Consider the following 15,363-nt stretch of genomic DNA (forward strand, 5'->3'; position numbering starts at 1 on the left):
TAGTGCATAATCTGTTTTGTGCTAGGAGAGTATCGGATCGAGGGTCGTCGCGCAGCAGAGATTTCCGCGAGCGTGGAGCGCGCCGTGGGCGCGGGCAAGCTCGCCCCGGGCGAACTGCTGCCCCCTATGAGGGAATTGGCGGTCGAGCTGGGGGTCAACCCCAATACGGTGGCCGCCGCCTACCGCACGCTGCGCGAGCGCGGGGTGATCGAGACGGCCGGGCGCCGCGGCAGCCGAGTGCGCCACCGCCCGGCCAGCACGCCCCGCGAGCTCATCCACGTCGAGGCCCCCGAGGGCGTCCGGGACGTCTCGGCGGGCAATCCCGATCCCTTGCTGCTGCCCCCGCTGGGCGAGGCGCTCGCCGCTGCCGCCGCGCGCGCCGCCCAAGCGCCCGCGCTGTACGGAGCCCCCGCCGTCGACACCGAGCTGGAGCGGTTCGCCAGAGCGGCCTTCGACGCGGACGGCGTCCCCGGCGGGCCGCTCGCCGTCACCTCCGGAGCGCTCGACGCCATCGAGCGCGTGCTCGCCGTGCACCTGCGGCCCGGCGACGCCGTCGCGGTCGAGGACCCCGGCTGGGGCAGCCTCCTCGACCTCGTTCCGGCCCTCGGCCTGCGGCCCGTTCCCCTGCCCGTCGACGACGACGGCCCGCTGCCGGAGGCCGCGGACCGGGTGCTGCGGCAGGGAGCGCGGGCCGTCGTGGTCACCGGCCGGGCGCAGAATCCCACCGGGGCGGTGGTCGGCGAGGCCCGCGCGCGCGAGCTGCGCGCCGTGCTCTCCGGCCATCCGCAGGCGCTGCTCATCGAGGACGACCACGGCCACGGGATCGTCGATCTGCCGCTCAACACCCTGACGGGCTGCACCGGCCACTGGGTCGTGGTGCGCTCCGTGGCCAAGGCGTACGGGCCGGACCTGCGGCTCGCGGTGCTCACGGGCGACGCCGTCACCGTGGACCGGGTGCGCGGCCGCCAGCGGCTTGGCCCCGGCTGGGTCAGCCACATCCTGCAGGACGCCGTCGTCCATCTGTGGCGCAGCGGCGCGGTGGACGCGGCGCGGGTCGCCGGTGCGTACGGGCGCCGCCGGGATCCGCTCGTCCGGGCCCTGCGCGAGCGGGGGATCGCGGCGCACGGGCGCAGCGGGATGAACGTATGGCTGCCCGTTCCCGACGAGACGGCGGCGGTCGCGCGGCTGCTGCACGCGGGGTGGGCGGTCGCGCCGGGGGCCCGGTTCCGGCTCGCGTCACCGCCGGCGGTGCGGCTGACCGTCTCGGGCCTGACCGTGGACGAGACAGAGACGGTCGCGGACGCCCTGGCGTCCGCGACCCGCCCGTCGGCGGCGGGGCGCTACGACTGACGGCCCCGCCGTTCGGGCCGCTCCTAGGCCTTGCCGTGTTCCTTGCTCGTGCTCCGGCTCGTGCTCCGGCTCTTGCTCTGGGTCCTGCTCTGGGTGAGGGCGGCGCCGGCCAGCACGATCAGTGCGCCCACGGGGGTGTTCCAGCTGAGCGCCTCCCCGAGGAAGGCCACGCCGGCGATGGTCGCCACGACCGGGACGAGGTAGGTGATCATGGTCGCCGTCGTGGGCCCGACCTCGGCGACGAGCCCGTACTGCACGAGGAAGGCCAGGCCCGTGCCCAGCGCCCCGAGAGCGAAGACGGCCAGCAGCGGCACGGCGGGGAAGGAGGTCGGCACCGGGGCGAACACCGGGGCGACGACGGCGAGCTGGGCCGTGCCCAGCAGCAGCTGCGCGCCGGACTTCGAGAGGTTGGAGTCACCGGTGTCGGCCAGTGTGCGCCGGACGTAGATCCAGCCGACCGCGTAGCTGGCGGAGGCGGCGAGGGCCATCAGGGTGCCCGCCGCGTCCTGCCCCGAGAAGCCCTGCCAGGCGCCGAGCACGGTCAGCACGCCGGCGAAGCCGATGGCCAGCCCCGCGAACCGGCGCCGGGTCGGCCGGTCCTCGGAGAGCGCCACGAGCGAGAGGAGCATGCCCCACAGCGGGGTCGTGGCGTTGCAGATGCCGGCGAGGGTGGAGGGGATGCGCAGCTCGGCGTAGGCGAAGAGCGTGAACGGCAGGGCGTTGAGCAGGAACGCCGCAACGGCCAGGTGCGCCCAGGTGCGTGCGGCGCGCGGCAGGCGCTCCCGCTTCACGGCCAGCATCGTGACCAGTACCGCCGCGCCGAAGAACATCCGGCCGAAGGAGACGTACAGCGGCGGGAAGCCGTCGGTGCCGAGCTTGATGAACAGGAAACTGCAGCCCCAGATGAGGGCGAGCGCACCGAAGCGGATCCTCCAGTCCACGGCGGGGCGGCCCCGCTGGGAGGGCGCGGGGGACGCCGGGGAAACCGGGGCGGCGGCGGAGGCGGGGGCCGCCGTGGAGGCCGGGGAGGCTGAGAGGGCCGGGGAATTGGAGGAGCCGGAGCTTGCAGTGGTGCGCATGACCATAAGAATGGCCGCCCACTCATCTTTAGAACAAGTAAATATAAGTGCAGGTCATCGCGTAGGGTTACTTACATGTTGAACCTGGAGCGTCTGCGCACCCTCAATGCCGTCGCCCGCCACGGATCCGTCAGCGCCGCGGCGGACGGGCTGCACGTGACGACGTCCGCCGTCTCGCAGCAGCTCGCCAAGCTGGAGCGGGAGACCGGGCAGCAGCTGCTCGCCAAGCACGGCCGCGGCGTGCGGCTCACCGACGCCGGGCGGCTGCTCGCCGACCACGCCTCGCGGATCCTCTCGCAGGTCGAGCTCGCCCAGGCCGATCTCGAGGCGCAGCGCGGGCAGGCCGTCGGCGAGCTGCTCCTCGGCGCCTTCCCCACGGCCGCCCGCGGTCTCTTCCCCGCCGCCCTCGCCGGGCTGCGCGGCGCCCATCCCCAGCTGCGGGCGCGGCTGGAGGAGATGGAGCCCGAGGAGGCCGTGCCCCGGGTGGTCCGCGGCGACATCGACGTCGCGGTCGTCCTCGACTGGTACAACAAGCCGCTGCCCATGCCCGACGGACTGGCCAAGGCGCCGATCCTCGACGACATCGCCGACGTGGCGATGCCGGTGGACCACCCGCTGGCCGGCCGGGACCAGGTCGACCTGGAGGAGTTCGCGGACGACGACTGGGTCTCCTGGCCCCGCGGCGAGTTCTGCCACGACTGGCTGATGCTCACCCTGCGCGGGAAGGGCATCGAGCCCCGCATCTCCCACATGGCCGAGGAGCACCACACCCAGCTCGCCCTGATCGCCGCCGGGCTGGGCGTCGCCGTCGCCCCGCGGCTCGGGCGCGGCCCCGTCCCGGAAGGGGTGCGCGTGGTGCCGGTACGGCACACCGTGCGCCGCCACGTCTACGCGATCTGGCGCGCGGACGCGGACCGGCGGCCCTCCATCCGCGCGGCGGTGGAGGCCCTGAGGGCGGCTGGGGAGGAGATGGCGGGCTCCGCCTAGTGCCGTGACCGGGAGCGGGGTGCTCAGCCGCCGGGCAGTTTGCGGAAGTCCCAGGAGGCGATCGCCTCCGGTGCCAGCCGGAGCCAGGCGTGGCGGCCGTCGTGCGGCATCGAGGGAAGGCCGCCGAAGTACTTGGCAGTGAACAGCGCCTCCGGCGCGGCGAGCTCCGGACAGGGCTCGCCCGTGCGGGGCGCCTCACCGACGAAGGCGGCCGTGCCCGACAGCTCCGCTCCGCGCAGCTCCCCGTACTCCCGCCCGTCGTCCACGAGCACCGCGATCCGCGCGTCGCGCCGCAGCTCCGCCCACCGGCGGCTGCGGACGATCGAGTACAGCCACACCGCGGATCCGTCCCAGACGAACCACAGCGCGCCGAGGTGCGGACGCCCGTCCCGCCCCACCGTGGCCACCCGGCAGGTGCGCTGCCCGGCGAGGAACGCGTCCAGCTCCGGTCGCGTCATCATGATCCGGCGGCCCCGCCGCTGGGTGGTGACCATGCCCGCGCCCTCCCCGCACCCCGGTATCTGGCTGAGTGTCAGGAAGTGTGGCCCCCTTCCCCCGCCGGCGCAATGCCCGCTACCCTCACGCGGCCCGGTCCTCACCCGCCGGAAGCAGGCCCCAGGAGGGAGCGACCAGCATGGCGCCGCCGGACCCGCCCGCCGAGCGGCTCGACCCCGCGACGACCGTGCTGCTCACCGTCGAGTGCCAGCGCGGCGTCGTCGGCCCCGAGAGCGCGCTGCCCGAGCTAGCCGCCGCCGCCCGCGCCTCCGGCGCCCTCCTGAACATCGCCCGCCTGGTCGCGGGCGCGCACGACGCGGGCGTCCAGGTCGTCCACGCCATTGCCGAGCGCCGCCCCGACGGCCGCGGCGCCAGCCGCAACGCCCGCCTCTTCCGCGCGGCTGAGCGGCTGCCCGTGCAGCAGCTGACCGGCACCCGCGCGGTCCGCGTCGCCGACCCGATCCCGGTCGGCGACGCGGACCTGGTCGTCCGGCGGCTGCACGGGCTCTCGCCCCTGGCGGGCACGGGCGTGGACGCCCTGCTGCGCAACCTCGGCTGCCGCACCCTCGTCGTCACCGGCGTCTCTGCCAACGTGGCCGTCCCCAACACCGTCTTCGACGCCGTCAACCTCGGCTACACGGCCGTCGTCCCCGCCGACGCCATCGCCGGCGTGCCCGCGGACTACACCGCGGCCATGGTCAGCCACACCCTGGCGCTCGTCGCCACCGTCACCACGGCCGAGGCCGTCCTGCGCGGCTGGCGGAGCGCGCCCCGGAGCGGCTGACGCCCGGGGGGCGGTGCCCGGGCCTTACCCCAGGTGCAGCGAGCCGCCGCGGACCGAGACCTGTTCCTCGGGGAGCGGCCCCTGCGCCGGACCGGCCTGCACGCTCCCGTCCGCGACGCGGAACCTACTCCCGTGGCACGGGCAGTTGATGGTGCCCCCGGAGACGTCCTTGACCACGCAGCCCTGGTGGGGGCAGACCGCCGAGAAGGCCTTGAACTCGCCCTTCACCGGCTGGGTCACCACGACCTTCCGGTCCGGGAAGACCTTGCCGCCGCCCTCGGGGATGTCCGCGGCCTTCGCGAGCTCCCCGTCCCCCTTCGCCTTCCCGTCCCCGCCCTCGTCCTTACCGCTGTCGCCCCCGCCGCCGCACGCGGCGAGCGCGGTGACGAGACCGGCGGCCCCCGCCGCCGCGACGACGCTGCGGCGGGTCGAGCCGCGCGGGGCCGGGGAGGCGGAGGGTCCGTCGGACCCCGGGGATCCTCCGGAGTCCGTGGAAGCGGTGGAAGCGGTCCGTGACGTGTGGTTCATGTTCGCTCCTCTGAACGTGCAGGTTCAGGGAGACGTACGCAGCCGGCGGCCGCCGCGTTCAAAGGGCGGCGGAAGCCCGGGGCAATGCTCCCCGGTGAGCTGCGGCGACAGGGGGAGACGGAGCGTATTGTCTCTGCTCTTCATTACACTGCGTGGCATGGTGCACGTGACTCCCCCCGACGCCGGGCGACGCAGCGAGCGTTCGCGCCGAGCAATCTTCGACGCGGCGCTCTCCCTGGTCGGCGAGGTCGGCTACGACAAGCTCACGATCGAGGGCATCGCCGGCCGGGCCGGGGTCGGCAAGCAGACGATCTACCGCTGGTGGCCGTCCAAGGCCGCCGTCCTGCTGGACGCGTTCACCGCCGATGCGGAAGCCGCGGACCACGAGCAGGCGCTGCCCGACACCGGCGACCTGGCCGCCGACCTGAAGTTCGTCCTGCGCGCCACGGCGGACGAGTTCAACACCCCGGAGTTCCAGGCGCCCTACCGCGCGCTCGCCGTGGCGGCGGCGAACGACGCCAAGGTCGCGGCGGAGTTCACCGGCAGGCTGCTGGAGCCGGGGATCAAGGTCTATGTCGACCGGCTGCGACGCGCCCAGCAAGCCGGCGAGATCGCCGCCGGTGTCGACGTCAGGATCGCCGCCGACCTGATCCTCGGCCCCTTCACGCAGCGCTGGCTGATGCGGACCGGCGAGCTGACCTACGCATTCGTCGACACCCTCGTCGACCTGGTCCTCGACGGCCTGCGCAACCCCCGGCCCTGAACCGCCCGGGGCACCGTCAGCCCGCCGTCCCTCACCGCGACCGTACGGTGACGGTGCTCGACGCCTTCAGGTCCGCGGACGAGGAGCCCACCTGGAGGTGCGCTCGCCGGCGCCCAGTCACCAGCGGTGCGCGGTGGAGTCCCAGTGGCGCGGCCGCTGTTCGTCGACCGCGACCGTGACCCGGCGCTGTTCTCCGGGCGTGCACGACAGACCGTGGCCGGAGGCGCACAGGGAGGCCGGGAGGCGGCAGGAATACCGACAATGGAAAGGTAACTCGGCTGCTGCACGCCATTGTTCGGGGCCGTCTTCGGGACCCGGCCGAGATGCTGAGGGATCAGCGATGGGGTGAATAGTTCCGGGTCGGCGAACCATGGGAATGAGGGAATTCGGGAAGCCGGTGGGAACGGCTGTTTTGGCGCGCCTTCGGGGCGCTTTTCCACGCGGCTCGCCCGGGTGGGTTGCGCGGGCCCCGCGATAGGGTCGTCCGGCCCGTTGCCGGACGCTTGCCACCCGTCCGTCGACGAACCATCCGCCCGCGAACGAACGGTGCCCCATGCTGAACAGAGTCGTGCACGTCCTTGCCTGTCCCCACTGCGGCGCCGCGCTGACCCCGCGCGACCGGGCACTGCTCTGCACCGCCGGCCACAACTTCGATATCGCGAAGCAGGGTTATGTGAACCTGCTCTCGGGTGCCACGAAGTACAGTGCCGACACCATGGAGATGGTGGACGCCCGGGACCAATTCCTGTCGGCGGGGCACTACTCCCCGATTTCGGAGGCGCTGGTCGAGCTGGCCCGCCGTACCGTCGATCCGTCGGTTCCGGGTTGTGTGGTGGACATCGGCGGCGGCACCGGTTATTACCACGCCCGTGTCATGGATGCCTTTCCGGATGCCGAGGGAATTCTGCTCGACATTTCCAAGTTCGCCGCCCGGCGTGCCGCCAAGGCCCATCCGCGCATCAGCACCGCGGTCGCCGACGCCTGGCAGGACCTGCCCATCGAGGACGGCGCCGCGTCCCTGGTGCTGAACACCTTCGCGCCGCGCAACGGGCCGGAGCTGCGGCGCATCCTCGCGCCCGGCGGCGTCCTGCTGGTCGTCACGCCCCGCCCCGGCCACCTCCAGGAGCTGATCGACGCGCTCGGCCTGCTGCGGGTGGACGAGCGCAAGGAGTCGCGGCTGACCGAACAGCTCGCCCCGTACTTCTCGGTGGCCGAGTCCGAGCAGCTGACGCGCGTCATGACGCTGGACCACCGGGCGCTGGCCCAGCTGGTCGGCATGGGCCCCAATGCCTGGCACAGCGACGCGCAGGACGTCCAGGAGCGGATCGGGCAGCTGCCGGACCCGTGCCGGGTGACGCTCTCCGTCACGCTGGCGGCCTACCGGCCGCTGGGGTGACCGGCTGCGCCGACGCCGCACCGCAGCCACCGGGCCGTGGGCGGCGGCCAGGGGCGGATCCTGAGCGCCGGCGCGCAACGACCGGCCGGCGGGACCGCGCTGCCGTCACCGGGCGGGAACGGCGGCGGCCCGTCGTGGTTCCGAACACAAAACGGCCTTATAGCCTGGGCAAATGCTCACAGAAGTCATTGCGACTCGCTACGTCACGCCCTTGCGTGAGGGCGGCTCGCTCCCCGGCATCGTCGAAGCCGACGATCTCGGTACGTACGTCATGAAGTTCACCGGCGCGGGCCAGGGCCGCAAGACGCTGGTCGCCGAGGTCATCTGCGGACAGCTCGGCCGCGCCCTCGGCCTGCGCGTCCCGGACCTGGCCCGCATCCAGCTCGACCCGGTCATCGGCCGGGGCGAGCCGGACCAGGAGGTGCAAGGGCTGCTCAAGGCCAGCGGCGGGCTCAACCTCGCCATGGACTTCCTGCCCGGCGCGCTCGGCTTCGACCCGCTCGCCTTCGAGGTCGGGGAGGCCGAGGCCGGCCGCGTGATCTGGTTCGACGCGCTCATCAACAACGTCGACCGCTCCTGGCGCAACCCCAACCTGCTCGTGTGGCACGGCGAGCTGTGGCTCATCGACCACGGCGCCACCATGATCTGGCACCACAACTGGCCGGGGGCCGCCGCGGCCGCCGGCAAGGCCTACGACGCCTCCGACCACGTCCTCGCCACCTTCGGCCCGGACCTCGCCGCTGCCGCGGCCGAGCTCGCGCCGCGCGTCACCGAGGAGCTGCTGACCGAGGTCGCCGCCGACGTGCCCGACGAGTGGCTCGAGGACGAGCCGGGCTTCGACGGCCCCGACGCGGTGCGCCGGGCCTACGTCGAGGTGCTGCTGGAGCGGGCACGGAGCATCGGCGACCGGATCACGGTCGGCGAACGCAGCAAGGACAAGCCTTCGCAGGCGCCGGAGTGGGTGCGTGTCAGGCTCGACGGAAGGGCCGGGAAGTGACCGGGCGCCACAACGGACGCGAAGTCTTCGAGTACGCACTGCTGCGGGTCGTCCCCCGCGTCGAGCGCGGTGAGCAGATCAACGCCGGGGTCGTCGTCTACTGCCAGGCCAAGGGCTACGTCGCCGCCCGCGTCCACCTGGACGAGGCGCGGCTGCTGGCCCTCGACCCGACGGCCGACGTGGCGGGCGTGCGCGCCGCGCTCTGCGCCGTCGAGGGCGTCTGCCTCGGCGGGGAGCGCGCCGGGCAGGCCGCCGGGGACGACCCGGGGCGGCGCTTCCGCTGGCTGATCGCGCCCCGCAGTACGGTCGTACAGCCGGGCCCCGTGCACGCCGGACTGACGGCGGATCCGGAGAGCGAGCCGGAGCGGCTGCTGGACCTGCTGGTGAGGTGAGGTGCGGGGCGGCGCGGGAAGGCGTTGACAGCGGGTGGCGGGGCTTCTAGCGTCTGACCCGCCGAAGCTACTAAGCGGTTGCTCACCTGCCCGGCCCGGTGCCGGGCGGGCGGGCCGCCTTCGAGGTGAGGAGTTCCCCGTATGCCTGAGCCCGAGCAGCGCGTGGCCGTCGTCACGGGCGCGGCCCGCGGGATCGGTGCCGCGACCGCCGTACGCCTGGCCCGGGAGGGCCGCGCGGTCGCCGTCCTCGACCTCGACGAGGAGGCCTGCGCGGGCACCGTCGAGCAGATCACCGCTGCGGGCGGCCGTGCCCTCGCCGTCGGCTGCGACGTCTCCGACGCCGACCGGGTGGACGCCGCCGTCACCCGGATCGCCGCCGAGCTGGGCGCGCCGCTCATCCTCGTCAACAACGCGGGCGTGACCCGTGACAATCTGCTGTTCAAGATGAGCGAGAGCGACTGGGACACCGTCATGAGCGTGCACCTGCGGGGGGCGTTCCTGATGTCGCGCGCCTGCCAGAAGCACATGGTCGACGCGCGCTTCGGCCGCATAGTCAACCTCTCCAGCAGCTCGGCCCTCGGCAACCGCGGCCAGGCCAACTACGCCGCCGCCAAGGCCGGCGTGCAGGGGCTGACCAAGTCGCTCGCCAAGGAGCTCGGCAAGTTCGGCATCACCGCCAACTCCGTCGCCCCCGGCTTCATCGCCACCGAGATGACGGCCGCCACCGCGGCCCGCCTCGGCATGACCTTCGAGGACTTCAAGGCCGCCGCGGCGACCCAGATCCCGGTGGAGCGCGTGGGCGAGCCCGAGGACATCGCCAACGCGGTCGCCTTCTTCACCGGCGAGGAGGCGGGCTTCGTCTCGGGACAGGTCCTGTACGTGGCCGGCGGACCGCTCAACTGACAGGAAGCACGGAGATGACTGCACAGCAGCAGGAGCAGCAGGAGCAGGCCGGCCGCCAGGACACCGGCAAGGTCGCCCTCGTCACCGGCGCGAGCCGCGGCATCGGCTACGGCATCGCGCAGGCGCTCGTCGCCCGCGGCGACCGCGTCGTGATCACCGGCCGCAACGAGGACGCCCTCAAGGAGGCCGTCGAGTCGCTCGGCGCGGGGCAGCAGGGCCGGGCGATCGGCATCGCGGGCAAGGCCCACGACGAGGCCCACCAGGCCGCCGCCGTGCGGCACGCCATGGAGGAGTTCGGCCGCGTCGACTACCTGGTCAACAACGCCGGGACGAACCCCGTGTTCGGCCCCATGGCCGAGCTCGACCTCGGCGTCGCCCGCAAGGTCTTCGAGACCAATGTGATCTCCGCCCTGGGCTTCGCGCAGCAGACGTGGCGGGCGTGGCAGAAGGACAACGGCGGCGCGATCGTCAACATCGCGTCGGTCGCCGGGATCTCCGCCTCGCCCTTCGTCGGGGCGTACGGCATGAGCAAGGCCGCGATGGTCAACCTCACGCTGCAGCTCGCGCACGAATTCGCCCCGGCGGTGCGGGTCAACTCCATCGCGCCGGCCGTCGTCAAGACGAAGTTCGCCGCCGCCCTCTACGAGGGACGCGAGGAGGAGGTCGTGGCCTCGTACCCGCTCGGCCGCCTCGGCGTCCCCGAGGACATCGGGGGAGCGGCCGCGTTCCTGCTCTCGGACGCGGCCGGGTGGATCACCGGGCAGACCCTCGTCGTGGACGGCGGGATCTTCCTGAACGCGGGGTTCTGAGACCGGGCGGCACCGGGCGCCGGGGGCGGGCGTCGGCCGTTGTCAGTGGTCGCCGGTAAGTTCTCACCCGAGAACGAACGAACCCCGGAGGTTGTTGACGTGACCGTCACCGACGTGCTGCCCCAGTCCTGGCACGGTGTCCTCGCCGAGGAGCTGGACAAGCCCTACTTCAAGGAGCTCACCGACTTCGTGGAGGAGGAGCGCACGAAGGCACCGGTGTACCCGCCGCGCGGGGAGGTCTTCGCAGCCCTGGAGGCCACTCCGTACGAGAAGGTCAAGGTCCTCATCCTCGGCCAGGACCCCTACCACGGCGCGGGCCAGGGCCACGGCCTGTGCTTCTCGGTCCGCCCCGGGGTGAAGACCCCGCCCTCCCTGCGCAACATCTACAAGGAGATGCGCGAGGAGCTCGGCTACGACGTCCCGGACAACGGCTACCTCCAGCCGTGGGCCGAGCAGGGCGTCCTGCTGCTCAACGCCGTGCTGACGGTCCGCGGCGGGGAGCCCAATTCCCACAAGGGCAAGGGCTGGGAGAAGTTCACCGACGCGGTCATCCGCGCCGTGGCGTCCCGTCCCGACCCGGCCGTCTTCGTCCTCTGGGGCAACTACGCCCAGAAGAAGCTGCCCCTGATCGACGAGAACCGGCACGTCGTGGTCAAGGGCGCCCACCCCTCGCCGCTGTCGGCGAAGAAGTTCTTCGGCAGCCGCCCCTTCAGCCAGATCAACGAGGCGGTCGCGGCCCAGGGCCACGAGCCGATCGACTGGCGCATCCCGGACCTGGCGGCCCTGCCGGCCCTCTGACCCGGTCCCGGCCGGGGCCCGCGGGCCGGCATCGCGCCCGCCTGCCGGCCCCTGCCCCCGGCCGCACCGCGGCGGCGCGTCAGTGCCCGTAGACCGAGTCGCAGATCCGTGAGGCGTCGCCGCCCTGCTGCCAGCGCCCGTGCTGCCGGCCCATCGCGCACACGTTGTTGTTACGGGCGCGGGGGGCGGGCGCCGGCGGTGGTGCCTGCACGGGCGGCGCCGCCGACGACTCCTCCCGGCGGGAGGCCGATGCCGGCGCGGAGTCCGCGGTTCGCTGCTCCGGCTGCGGGGCGGGCGCCTCGCTCCGCGGGTAGGACGGGCTGAGGTCCGGGGACGCGGGCCGGTCCGGCGAGGCCCAGGTGCGGCCCGCCCTGCGGGGCGGATGCGACAGCCGCGGGGAGCCGGAGGAGCGCGAAGGCTCCGCTCCGTCGTCGGAGGCGTCCGGGGGATCGCCGAAGTCGTAAGGATCCGCAGGATCCGCCCCCTCCCGGTGGCCGGGGGCACCGGAGCGGCCGGAGGGGGTGATCGCGCCCTCGGGCCCCGAGGCGCCGCCGACCGTGGCGGCTCTCGGGTCCTGCCCGGGAGTTGTGGGGGAGCGCGCTCCGTCGGGCCCCGTGGTGATCAGATCCTCACGGGCGGGGCCGGGCAGTAGATCGCCCGGCCGGGAGTGGCCCGGCGGGCGGGGCGGGGAGTGGGAGGCGGGCGGCTGGGAGACGGACACACACCCGGCGGCCGCCAGCGCCACCGCCGCCGCCATGACCGTCACTGCAGGCAGTCGATGCACTCGCTCAACTCTGCTGTGCGGCCGTCGGCGTTGGGAATTACCCGCACGGGTGATGTGCGATCACGCGTCCGGGAGCCCTCAGGCCCCGGTGGCCCCGTCGATCCGCTCGCGGATGAGGTCGGCGTGGCCGTTGTGGCGCGCATACTCCTCGATCATGTGGATGTAGATCCACCGCAGGTCGAACTCCTCGTTGCGGTGCGAGGCGACGCCGCGGTCGTCCAGCGAGCGCCCGCGCGCCGCCTCCCGGGCCGCTGCGATCTCCGCCTGCCACGTGGCGTAGGCCTCCTCCCAGCTGTCCGCCTCCGTGACCTCCATGTCCCGGTCCGGATCCTCGTCGGAGTAATAGATCGGCCCGGCCTCCTCGCGGGCCAGGCACCGGCGGAACCAGCTGCGCTCGACCTCGGCCATGTGCCGGACGAGACCCATCAGGCTCATCGGGGACGGTGGTGCGGACGCCTCGCGCAGCTGCGCCTCGTCCAGGCCCGCGCACTTCAGGGCCAGCGTGGCGCGGTGGAAGTCGAGCCAGCTCTCCAGGCTCGTGCGCTCGTCGGCGACGGTGGGGGGTGTGGGACGCTCAGGAATGATCATGGCGGTCATCCTGGCGTCCCCGTGCCGCCCGCGCCAGAGCTTTTCCCCGGCCCCGCGCACCGCCGCCGCCAACACCGGCCGGCGCCCTTCCGCACGGCCGTATGCTTCCCAAACAAAGGCACGCATCAGGGAGGCGCTGTGAAGGTCGGCTGCATCGGGCTCGGAGACATCGCACAGAAGGCGTACCTTCCGGTGCTCGCCACCCGGCCAGGTCTCGAACTGCACCTCCACACCCGCACCCCCGCCACGCTCGCGCGCGTCGCCGAGGCCCACCGCATCCCGGAGGCCCAGTGCCACACCGGCCTCGACGCGCTGCTCGACGCGGACCTCGACGCGGCCTTCGTCCACGCGGCGACCGCGGCCCACCCCGAGCTCGTCACCCGCCTCCTCGAAGCGGGCGTGCCGGTCTACGTCGACAAGCCCCTCGCCTACGACCTCGCCACCAGCGAGCGGCTCGTCCGCCTCGCCCGGGAGCGGGGCGTGAGCCTGATGGTCGGCTTCAACCGCCGCTACGCACCGTCCTACACCCAGTGCCTGGACCACCCGCGCGACCTGATCCTGATGCAGAAGAACCGCATCGGGCTGGCCGAGGACCCGCGCACCCTCGTGCTCGACGACTTCATCCATGTCGTCGACACCCTGCGCTTCCTCGCCCCGGGGCCCGTCGAGCACGTGGACGTCCGCGCCCGGGTCCGCGACGGCCTCATGCACCACGTCGTGCTCCAGCTCTCCGGCGACGGCTTCACGGCGATCGGCACCATGAACCGGATGAGCGGCTCGACCGAGGAGATCCTCGAGGTCTCCGGACAGGACACCAAGCGGCAGGTCCTCAACCTCTCCGAGGTGATCGACCACAAGGGGCAGCCCAGCGTGCGCCGACGTGGCGACTGGGTGCCCGTCGCCCGCCAGCGCGGCATCGAGCAGACCGTCCTCGCCTTCCTCGACGCGGTCCGGGCGGGCAAGCTGCTCGACGCCGAGGACGCGCTGGCCACCCACGAGCTGTGCGAGCGCATCGTCAGGGCCGCTTCGGAGCAGGCTTCCTGACGTTCCGCCGCACCAGGCGCACGCCCTCGGCGGCGCACGTGCAGGCGACCACCGCCAGGGACACCAGGACGACCCAGTCCCCGTACCGGACGTAGGGGCTCGTGCCGCGGGCCAGCGGCACCTCGCGGACGGCGGCCTCGCTGCGGTCGGTGCCGAGCGGGGCGCCGACCGCACGGCCCTGCGGCCCGGCGACCGTGCTCACGCCCGTCAGCGTCGAGTGCACCACCGGGCGCCAGGTCTCGGCCGCCCGCAGCGCGGCGAGCGAGGCGTGCTGCCACGGGGCCCAGCTGTGCTGGAACGTGGAGGTGGAGGACTGGGCGACGATCACCTGGGCGCCGTCGCGGGCCAGTTGCCGGCTCATGTCGGGGAAGGCCGACTCGAAGCACACCAGCGGGCCGATCCGCAGTCCCTCCGGCGCGGAGGGGGAGGCGGGGAGCCGCATCACCACCGGGCGTTCGCCGCGGATGCGGTCCTCGCCGGCCGCCTTGCCCACCGACGTGGCCCAGCCGAGCAGGGAGCGCGCCGGCACGTACTCCCCGAACGGCACGAGCCGCATCTTGTCGTAGCGGTCCCCGGTCGGCCCGCCGGGGCCGACGAGCACGGAGCTCTTGAAGATGCCGGGCCGGTCCGAGCGGCGCGCGTCGACGTTGACGAGGAGGTCCGCCCCCACCGCGCGGGAGAGCGCCGTGAGCCGGTCCCGGAGGCCGGGGTGCTGCGCGAGGTCGCCGCCGACGCCGCTCTCGCCCCACACCACGAGGTCCACCCGCTGCCCGGCCAGCTTCCTCGTGAGCTCCTCCTGGCGGTCGAACCGGCGCTGGACGCTCCCCGTCCCGTTGACGACGCCCGGCTGGACGAGAGCGATCCGGACGGTGCCCGCGGCGCGCGGCGACGGCGCCCACCACCACACTCCGGCGACGACGGCTGCAATGCCCACCAGGCCGACTAGTCCGGTGATACGCGCGCGAGAAGCCCAAATGACCGTGGAAACGGCGGTGTTGAGGGCCACGAGGAGGAAACTAACCAGCCAGATCCCGCCCGTTGAAGCGAGCTTGAGAGCGGGTTGCACCTGCCACTGACTCGCCCCGAACAGACCCCACGGTCCGCCCAAATACTCCCATGAACGGGCAAGTTCGACCATCAACCAGCCGGAAGGTACGGCGATGAGGGCCGCGGCGGCCCGTGCCGGCCCCGGGGAACCGCCCAGCAGCCGCTTGACCAGCACGCCCCACGGCGCCCACAGCAGCCCCAGCAGCGCGGCCAGCACCAGGATGAAGACGTGCAGACTCGGCAGCAGCCAGTGGTGCACGGCGAGCAGGAATCCGCCACCGCCGAGCCAGCCGTCGAGCGCCGCCCGCCGCGCGCCGGGCGCCGTGCGGATCAGGGACAGCCAGGGCACGAGGGCCACGTAGGCCAGCCACCACAGCGAAGGCGTGGGAAACGTGAGCGCGGGCAGCGCTCCCGCCGCCACCGCCGCAGCCGCCCGCGGCCAGGGCCGGGTCAGCAGCCCGGCGTACGAGCCTTCCGGCGGTTGCGTCGTCATGGCGTGCCTCCCTGGGCCCGAGGGGTCACCGGCGCCGTAGATCGTCGATCATCCGTCCGCGCGACGTATGAGCGGGATCCGGCCAACCCTTATCTTTTCGAACAGCAGAGGATCATGGGGAAAAAA

General features: G+C 73.3%; 17 protein-coding genes. 11 read left to right on the plus strand and 6 right to left on the minus strand.

The genetic code is table 11. The features are described from left to right. The first annotated feature begins 18 nt into the window (after window positions 1-18). Window positions 19-1,350, plus strand: coding sequence for an aminotransferase class I/II-fold pyridoxal phosphate-dependent enzyme (locus ACFPP6_RS34610; RefSeq protein WP_382050692.1), 1,332 nt, complete (start codon window positions 19-21; stop codon window positions 1,348-1,350). Between the two features lie 23 nt (window positions 1,351-1,373). On the opposite strand, the gene ACFPP6_RS34615 is transcribed toward ACFPP6_RS34610, so the two are convergent. Beyond that, entirely contained in the window at window positions 1,374-2,429 is a 1,056-nt protein-coding gene (locus tag ACFPP6_RS34615) for a DMT family transporter (RefSeq protein WP_382050694.1), read from the minus strand. Window positions 2,430-2,504: 75 nt separating this feature from the next. Here ACFPP6_RS34615 and ACFPP6_RS34620 point away from each other — a divergent pair, with 75 nt between their 5' ends. Next, window positions 2,505-3,416: a LysR family transcriptional regulator gene (locus ACFPP6_RS34620; RefSeq protein WP_168092105.1), complete on the plus strand. Its 912-nt coding sequence runs from the start codon at window positions 2,505-2,507 to the stop codon at window positions 3,414-3,416. Window positions 3,417-3,439: 23 nt separating this feature from the next. Here ACFPP6_RS34620 and ACFPP6_RS34625 read toward each other — a convergent pair whose 3' ends face one another. Continuing rightward, window positions 3,440-3,910 (minus strand): pyridoxamine 5'-phosphate oxidase family protein, encoded by a 471-nt coding sequence (locus ACFPP6_RS34625; protein WP_382050697.1) that lies wholly within the window; start codon window positions 3,908-3,910, stop codon window positions 3,440-3,442. A 140-nt stretch (window positions 3,911-4,050) separates the two neighbouring features. On the opposite strand from ACFPP6_RS34625, the gene ACFPP6_RS34630 reads away from it, so the two are divergent. After that, complete coding sequence (locus ACFPP6_RS34630) at window positions 4,051-4,695, plus strand: cysteine hydrolase family protein (RefSeq protein WP_382050699.1); 645 nt, start codon at window positions 4,051-4,053, stop codon at window positions 4,693-4,695. A gap of 24 nt (window positions 4,696-4,719) precedes the next feature. Here the strand turns inward: ACFPP6_RS34630 and ACFPP6_RS34635 are convergent, their stop codons facing one another. Continuing rightward, a complete protein-coding gene (locus ACFPP6_RS34635) occupies window positions 4,720-5,223 on the minus strand; it encodes a Rieske (2Fe-2S) protein (protein ID WP_382050701.1) in 504 nt (167 codons plus the stop codon). A 157-nt stretch (window positions 5,224-5,380) separates the two neighbouring features. Here ACFPP6_RS34635 and ACFPP6_RS34640 point away from each other — a divergent pair, with 157 nt between their 5' ends. The 7 genes from ACFPP6_RS34640 (at window position 5,381) to ACFPP6_RS34670 (ending at window position 11,281) form a co-directional block, all read left to right on the plus strand. After that, on the plus strand, window positions 5,381-5,986 hold the full coding sequence (locus ACFPP6_RS34640; protein ID WP_382050703.1) for a TetR/AcrR family transcriptional regulator: 606 nt from the start codon (window positions 5,381-5,383) through the stop codon (window positions 5,984-5,986). 553 nt (window positions 5,987-6,539) lie between these two features. Continuing rightward, entirely contained in the window at window positions 6,540-7,382 is an 843-nt protein-coding gene (locus ACFPP6_RS34645) for a putative RNA methyltransferase (protein ID WP_382050705.1), read from the plus strand. Window positions 7,383-7,554: 172 nt separating this feature from the next. Further along, the gene (locus ACFPP6_RS34650) at window positions 7,555-8,379 is read left to right on the plus strand and encodes a HipA family kinase (RefSeq protein WP_382050707.1); all 825 of its coding nucleotides are present in this window, start codon (window positions 7,555-7,557) and stop codon (window positions 8,377-8,379) included. Further along, window positions 8,376-8,771, plus strand: coding sequence for a DUF3037 domain-containing protein (locus tag ACFPP6_RS34655; RefSeq protein WP_058041356.1), 396 nt, complete (start codon window positions 8,376-8,378; stop codon window positions 8,769-8,771). The genes ACFPP6_RS34650 and ACFPP6_RS34655 overlap by 4 nt, the downstream gene beginning before the upstream one ends. Window positions 8,772-8,912: 141 nt before the next feature. Next, the gene (fabG, locus tag ACFPP6_RS34660; RefSeq protein ID WP_382050710.1) at window positions 8,913-9,674 is read left to right on the plus strand and encodes a 3-oxoacyl-ACP reductase FabG; all 762 of its coding nucleotides are present in this window, start codon (window positions 8,913-8,915) and stop codon (window positions 9,672-9,674) included. 14 nt (window positions 9,675-9,688) lie between these two features. Further along, window positions 9,689-10,483: an SDR family oxidoreductase gene (locus ACFPP6_RS34665; protein ID WP_382050712.1), complete on the plus strand. Its 795-nt coding sequence runs from the start codon at window positions 9,689-9,691 to the stop codon at window positions 10,481-10,483. Window positions 10,484-10,582: 99 nt separating this feature from the next. Next, complete coding sequence (locus ACFPP6_RS34670; protein ID WP_382050714.1) at window positions 10,583-11,281, plus strand: uracil-DNA glycosylase; 699 nt, start codon at window positions 10,583-10,585, stop codon at window positions 11,279-11,281. A 79-nt stretch (window positions 11,282-11,360) separates the two neighbouring features. Here ACFPP6_RS34670 and ACFPP6_RS34675 read toward each other — a convergent pair whose 3' ends face one another. Next, on the minus strand, window positions 11,361-12,065 hold the full coding sequence (locus ACFPP6_RS34675) for a hypothetical protein (RefSeq protein ID WP_382050716.1): 705 nt from the start codon (window positions 12,063-12,065) through the stop codon (window positions 11,361-11,363). Between the two features lie 78 nt (window positions 12,066-12,143). Then, window positions 12,144-12,653: a DinB family protein gene (locus ACFPP6_RS34680; protein WP_382050718.1), complete on the minus strand. Its 510-nt coding sequence runs from the start codon at window positions 12,651-12,653 to the stop codon at window positions 12,144-12,146. Between the two features lie 138 nt (window positions 12,654-12,791). On the opposite strand from ACFPP6_RS34680, the gene ACFPP6_RS34685 reads away from it, so the two are divergent. Beyond that, a complete protein-coding gene (locus ACFPP6_RS34685; RefSeq protein ID WP_382050720.1) occupies window positions 12,792-13,697 on the plus strand; it encodes a Gfo/Idh/MocA family protein in 906 nt (301 codons plus the stop codon). Here ACFPP6_RS34685 and lnt read toward each other — a convergent pair. Continuing rightward, window positions 13,669-15,237, minus strand: coding sequence for an apolipoprotein N-acyltransferase (gene lnt / locus ACFPP6_RS34690; RefSeq protein ID WP_382050722.1), 1,569 nt, complete (start codon window positions 15,235-15,237; stop codon window positions 13,669-13,671). The genes ACFPP6_RS34685 and lnt overlap by 29 nt on opposite strands. Window positions 15,238-15,363 lie beyond the last annotated feature (126 nt).

It is taken from the genome of Streptomyces aureoversilis (genome assembly GCF_042657885.1).
GTDB classification, from domain to species: domain Bacteria; phylum Actinomycetota; class Actinomycetes; order Streptomycetales; family Streptomycetaceae; genus Streptomyces; species Streptomyces aureoversilis.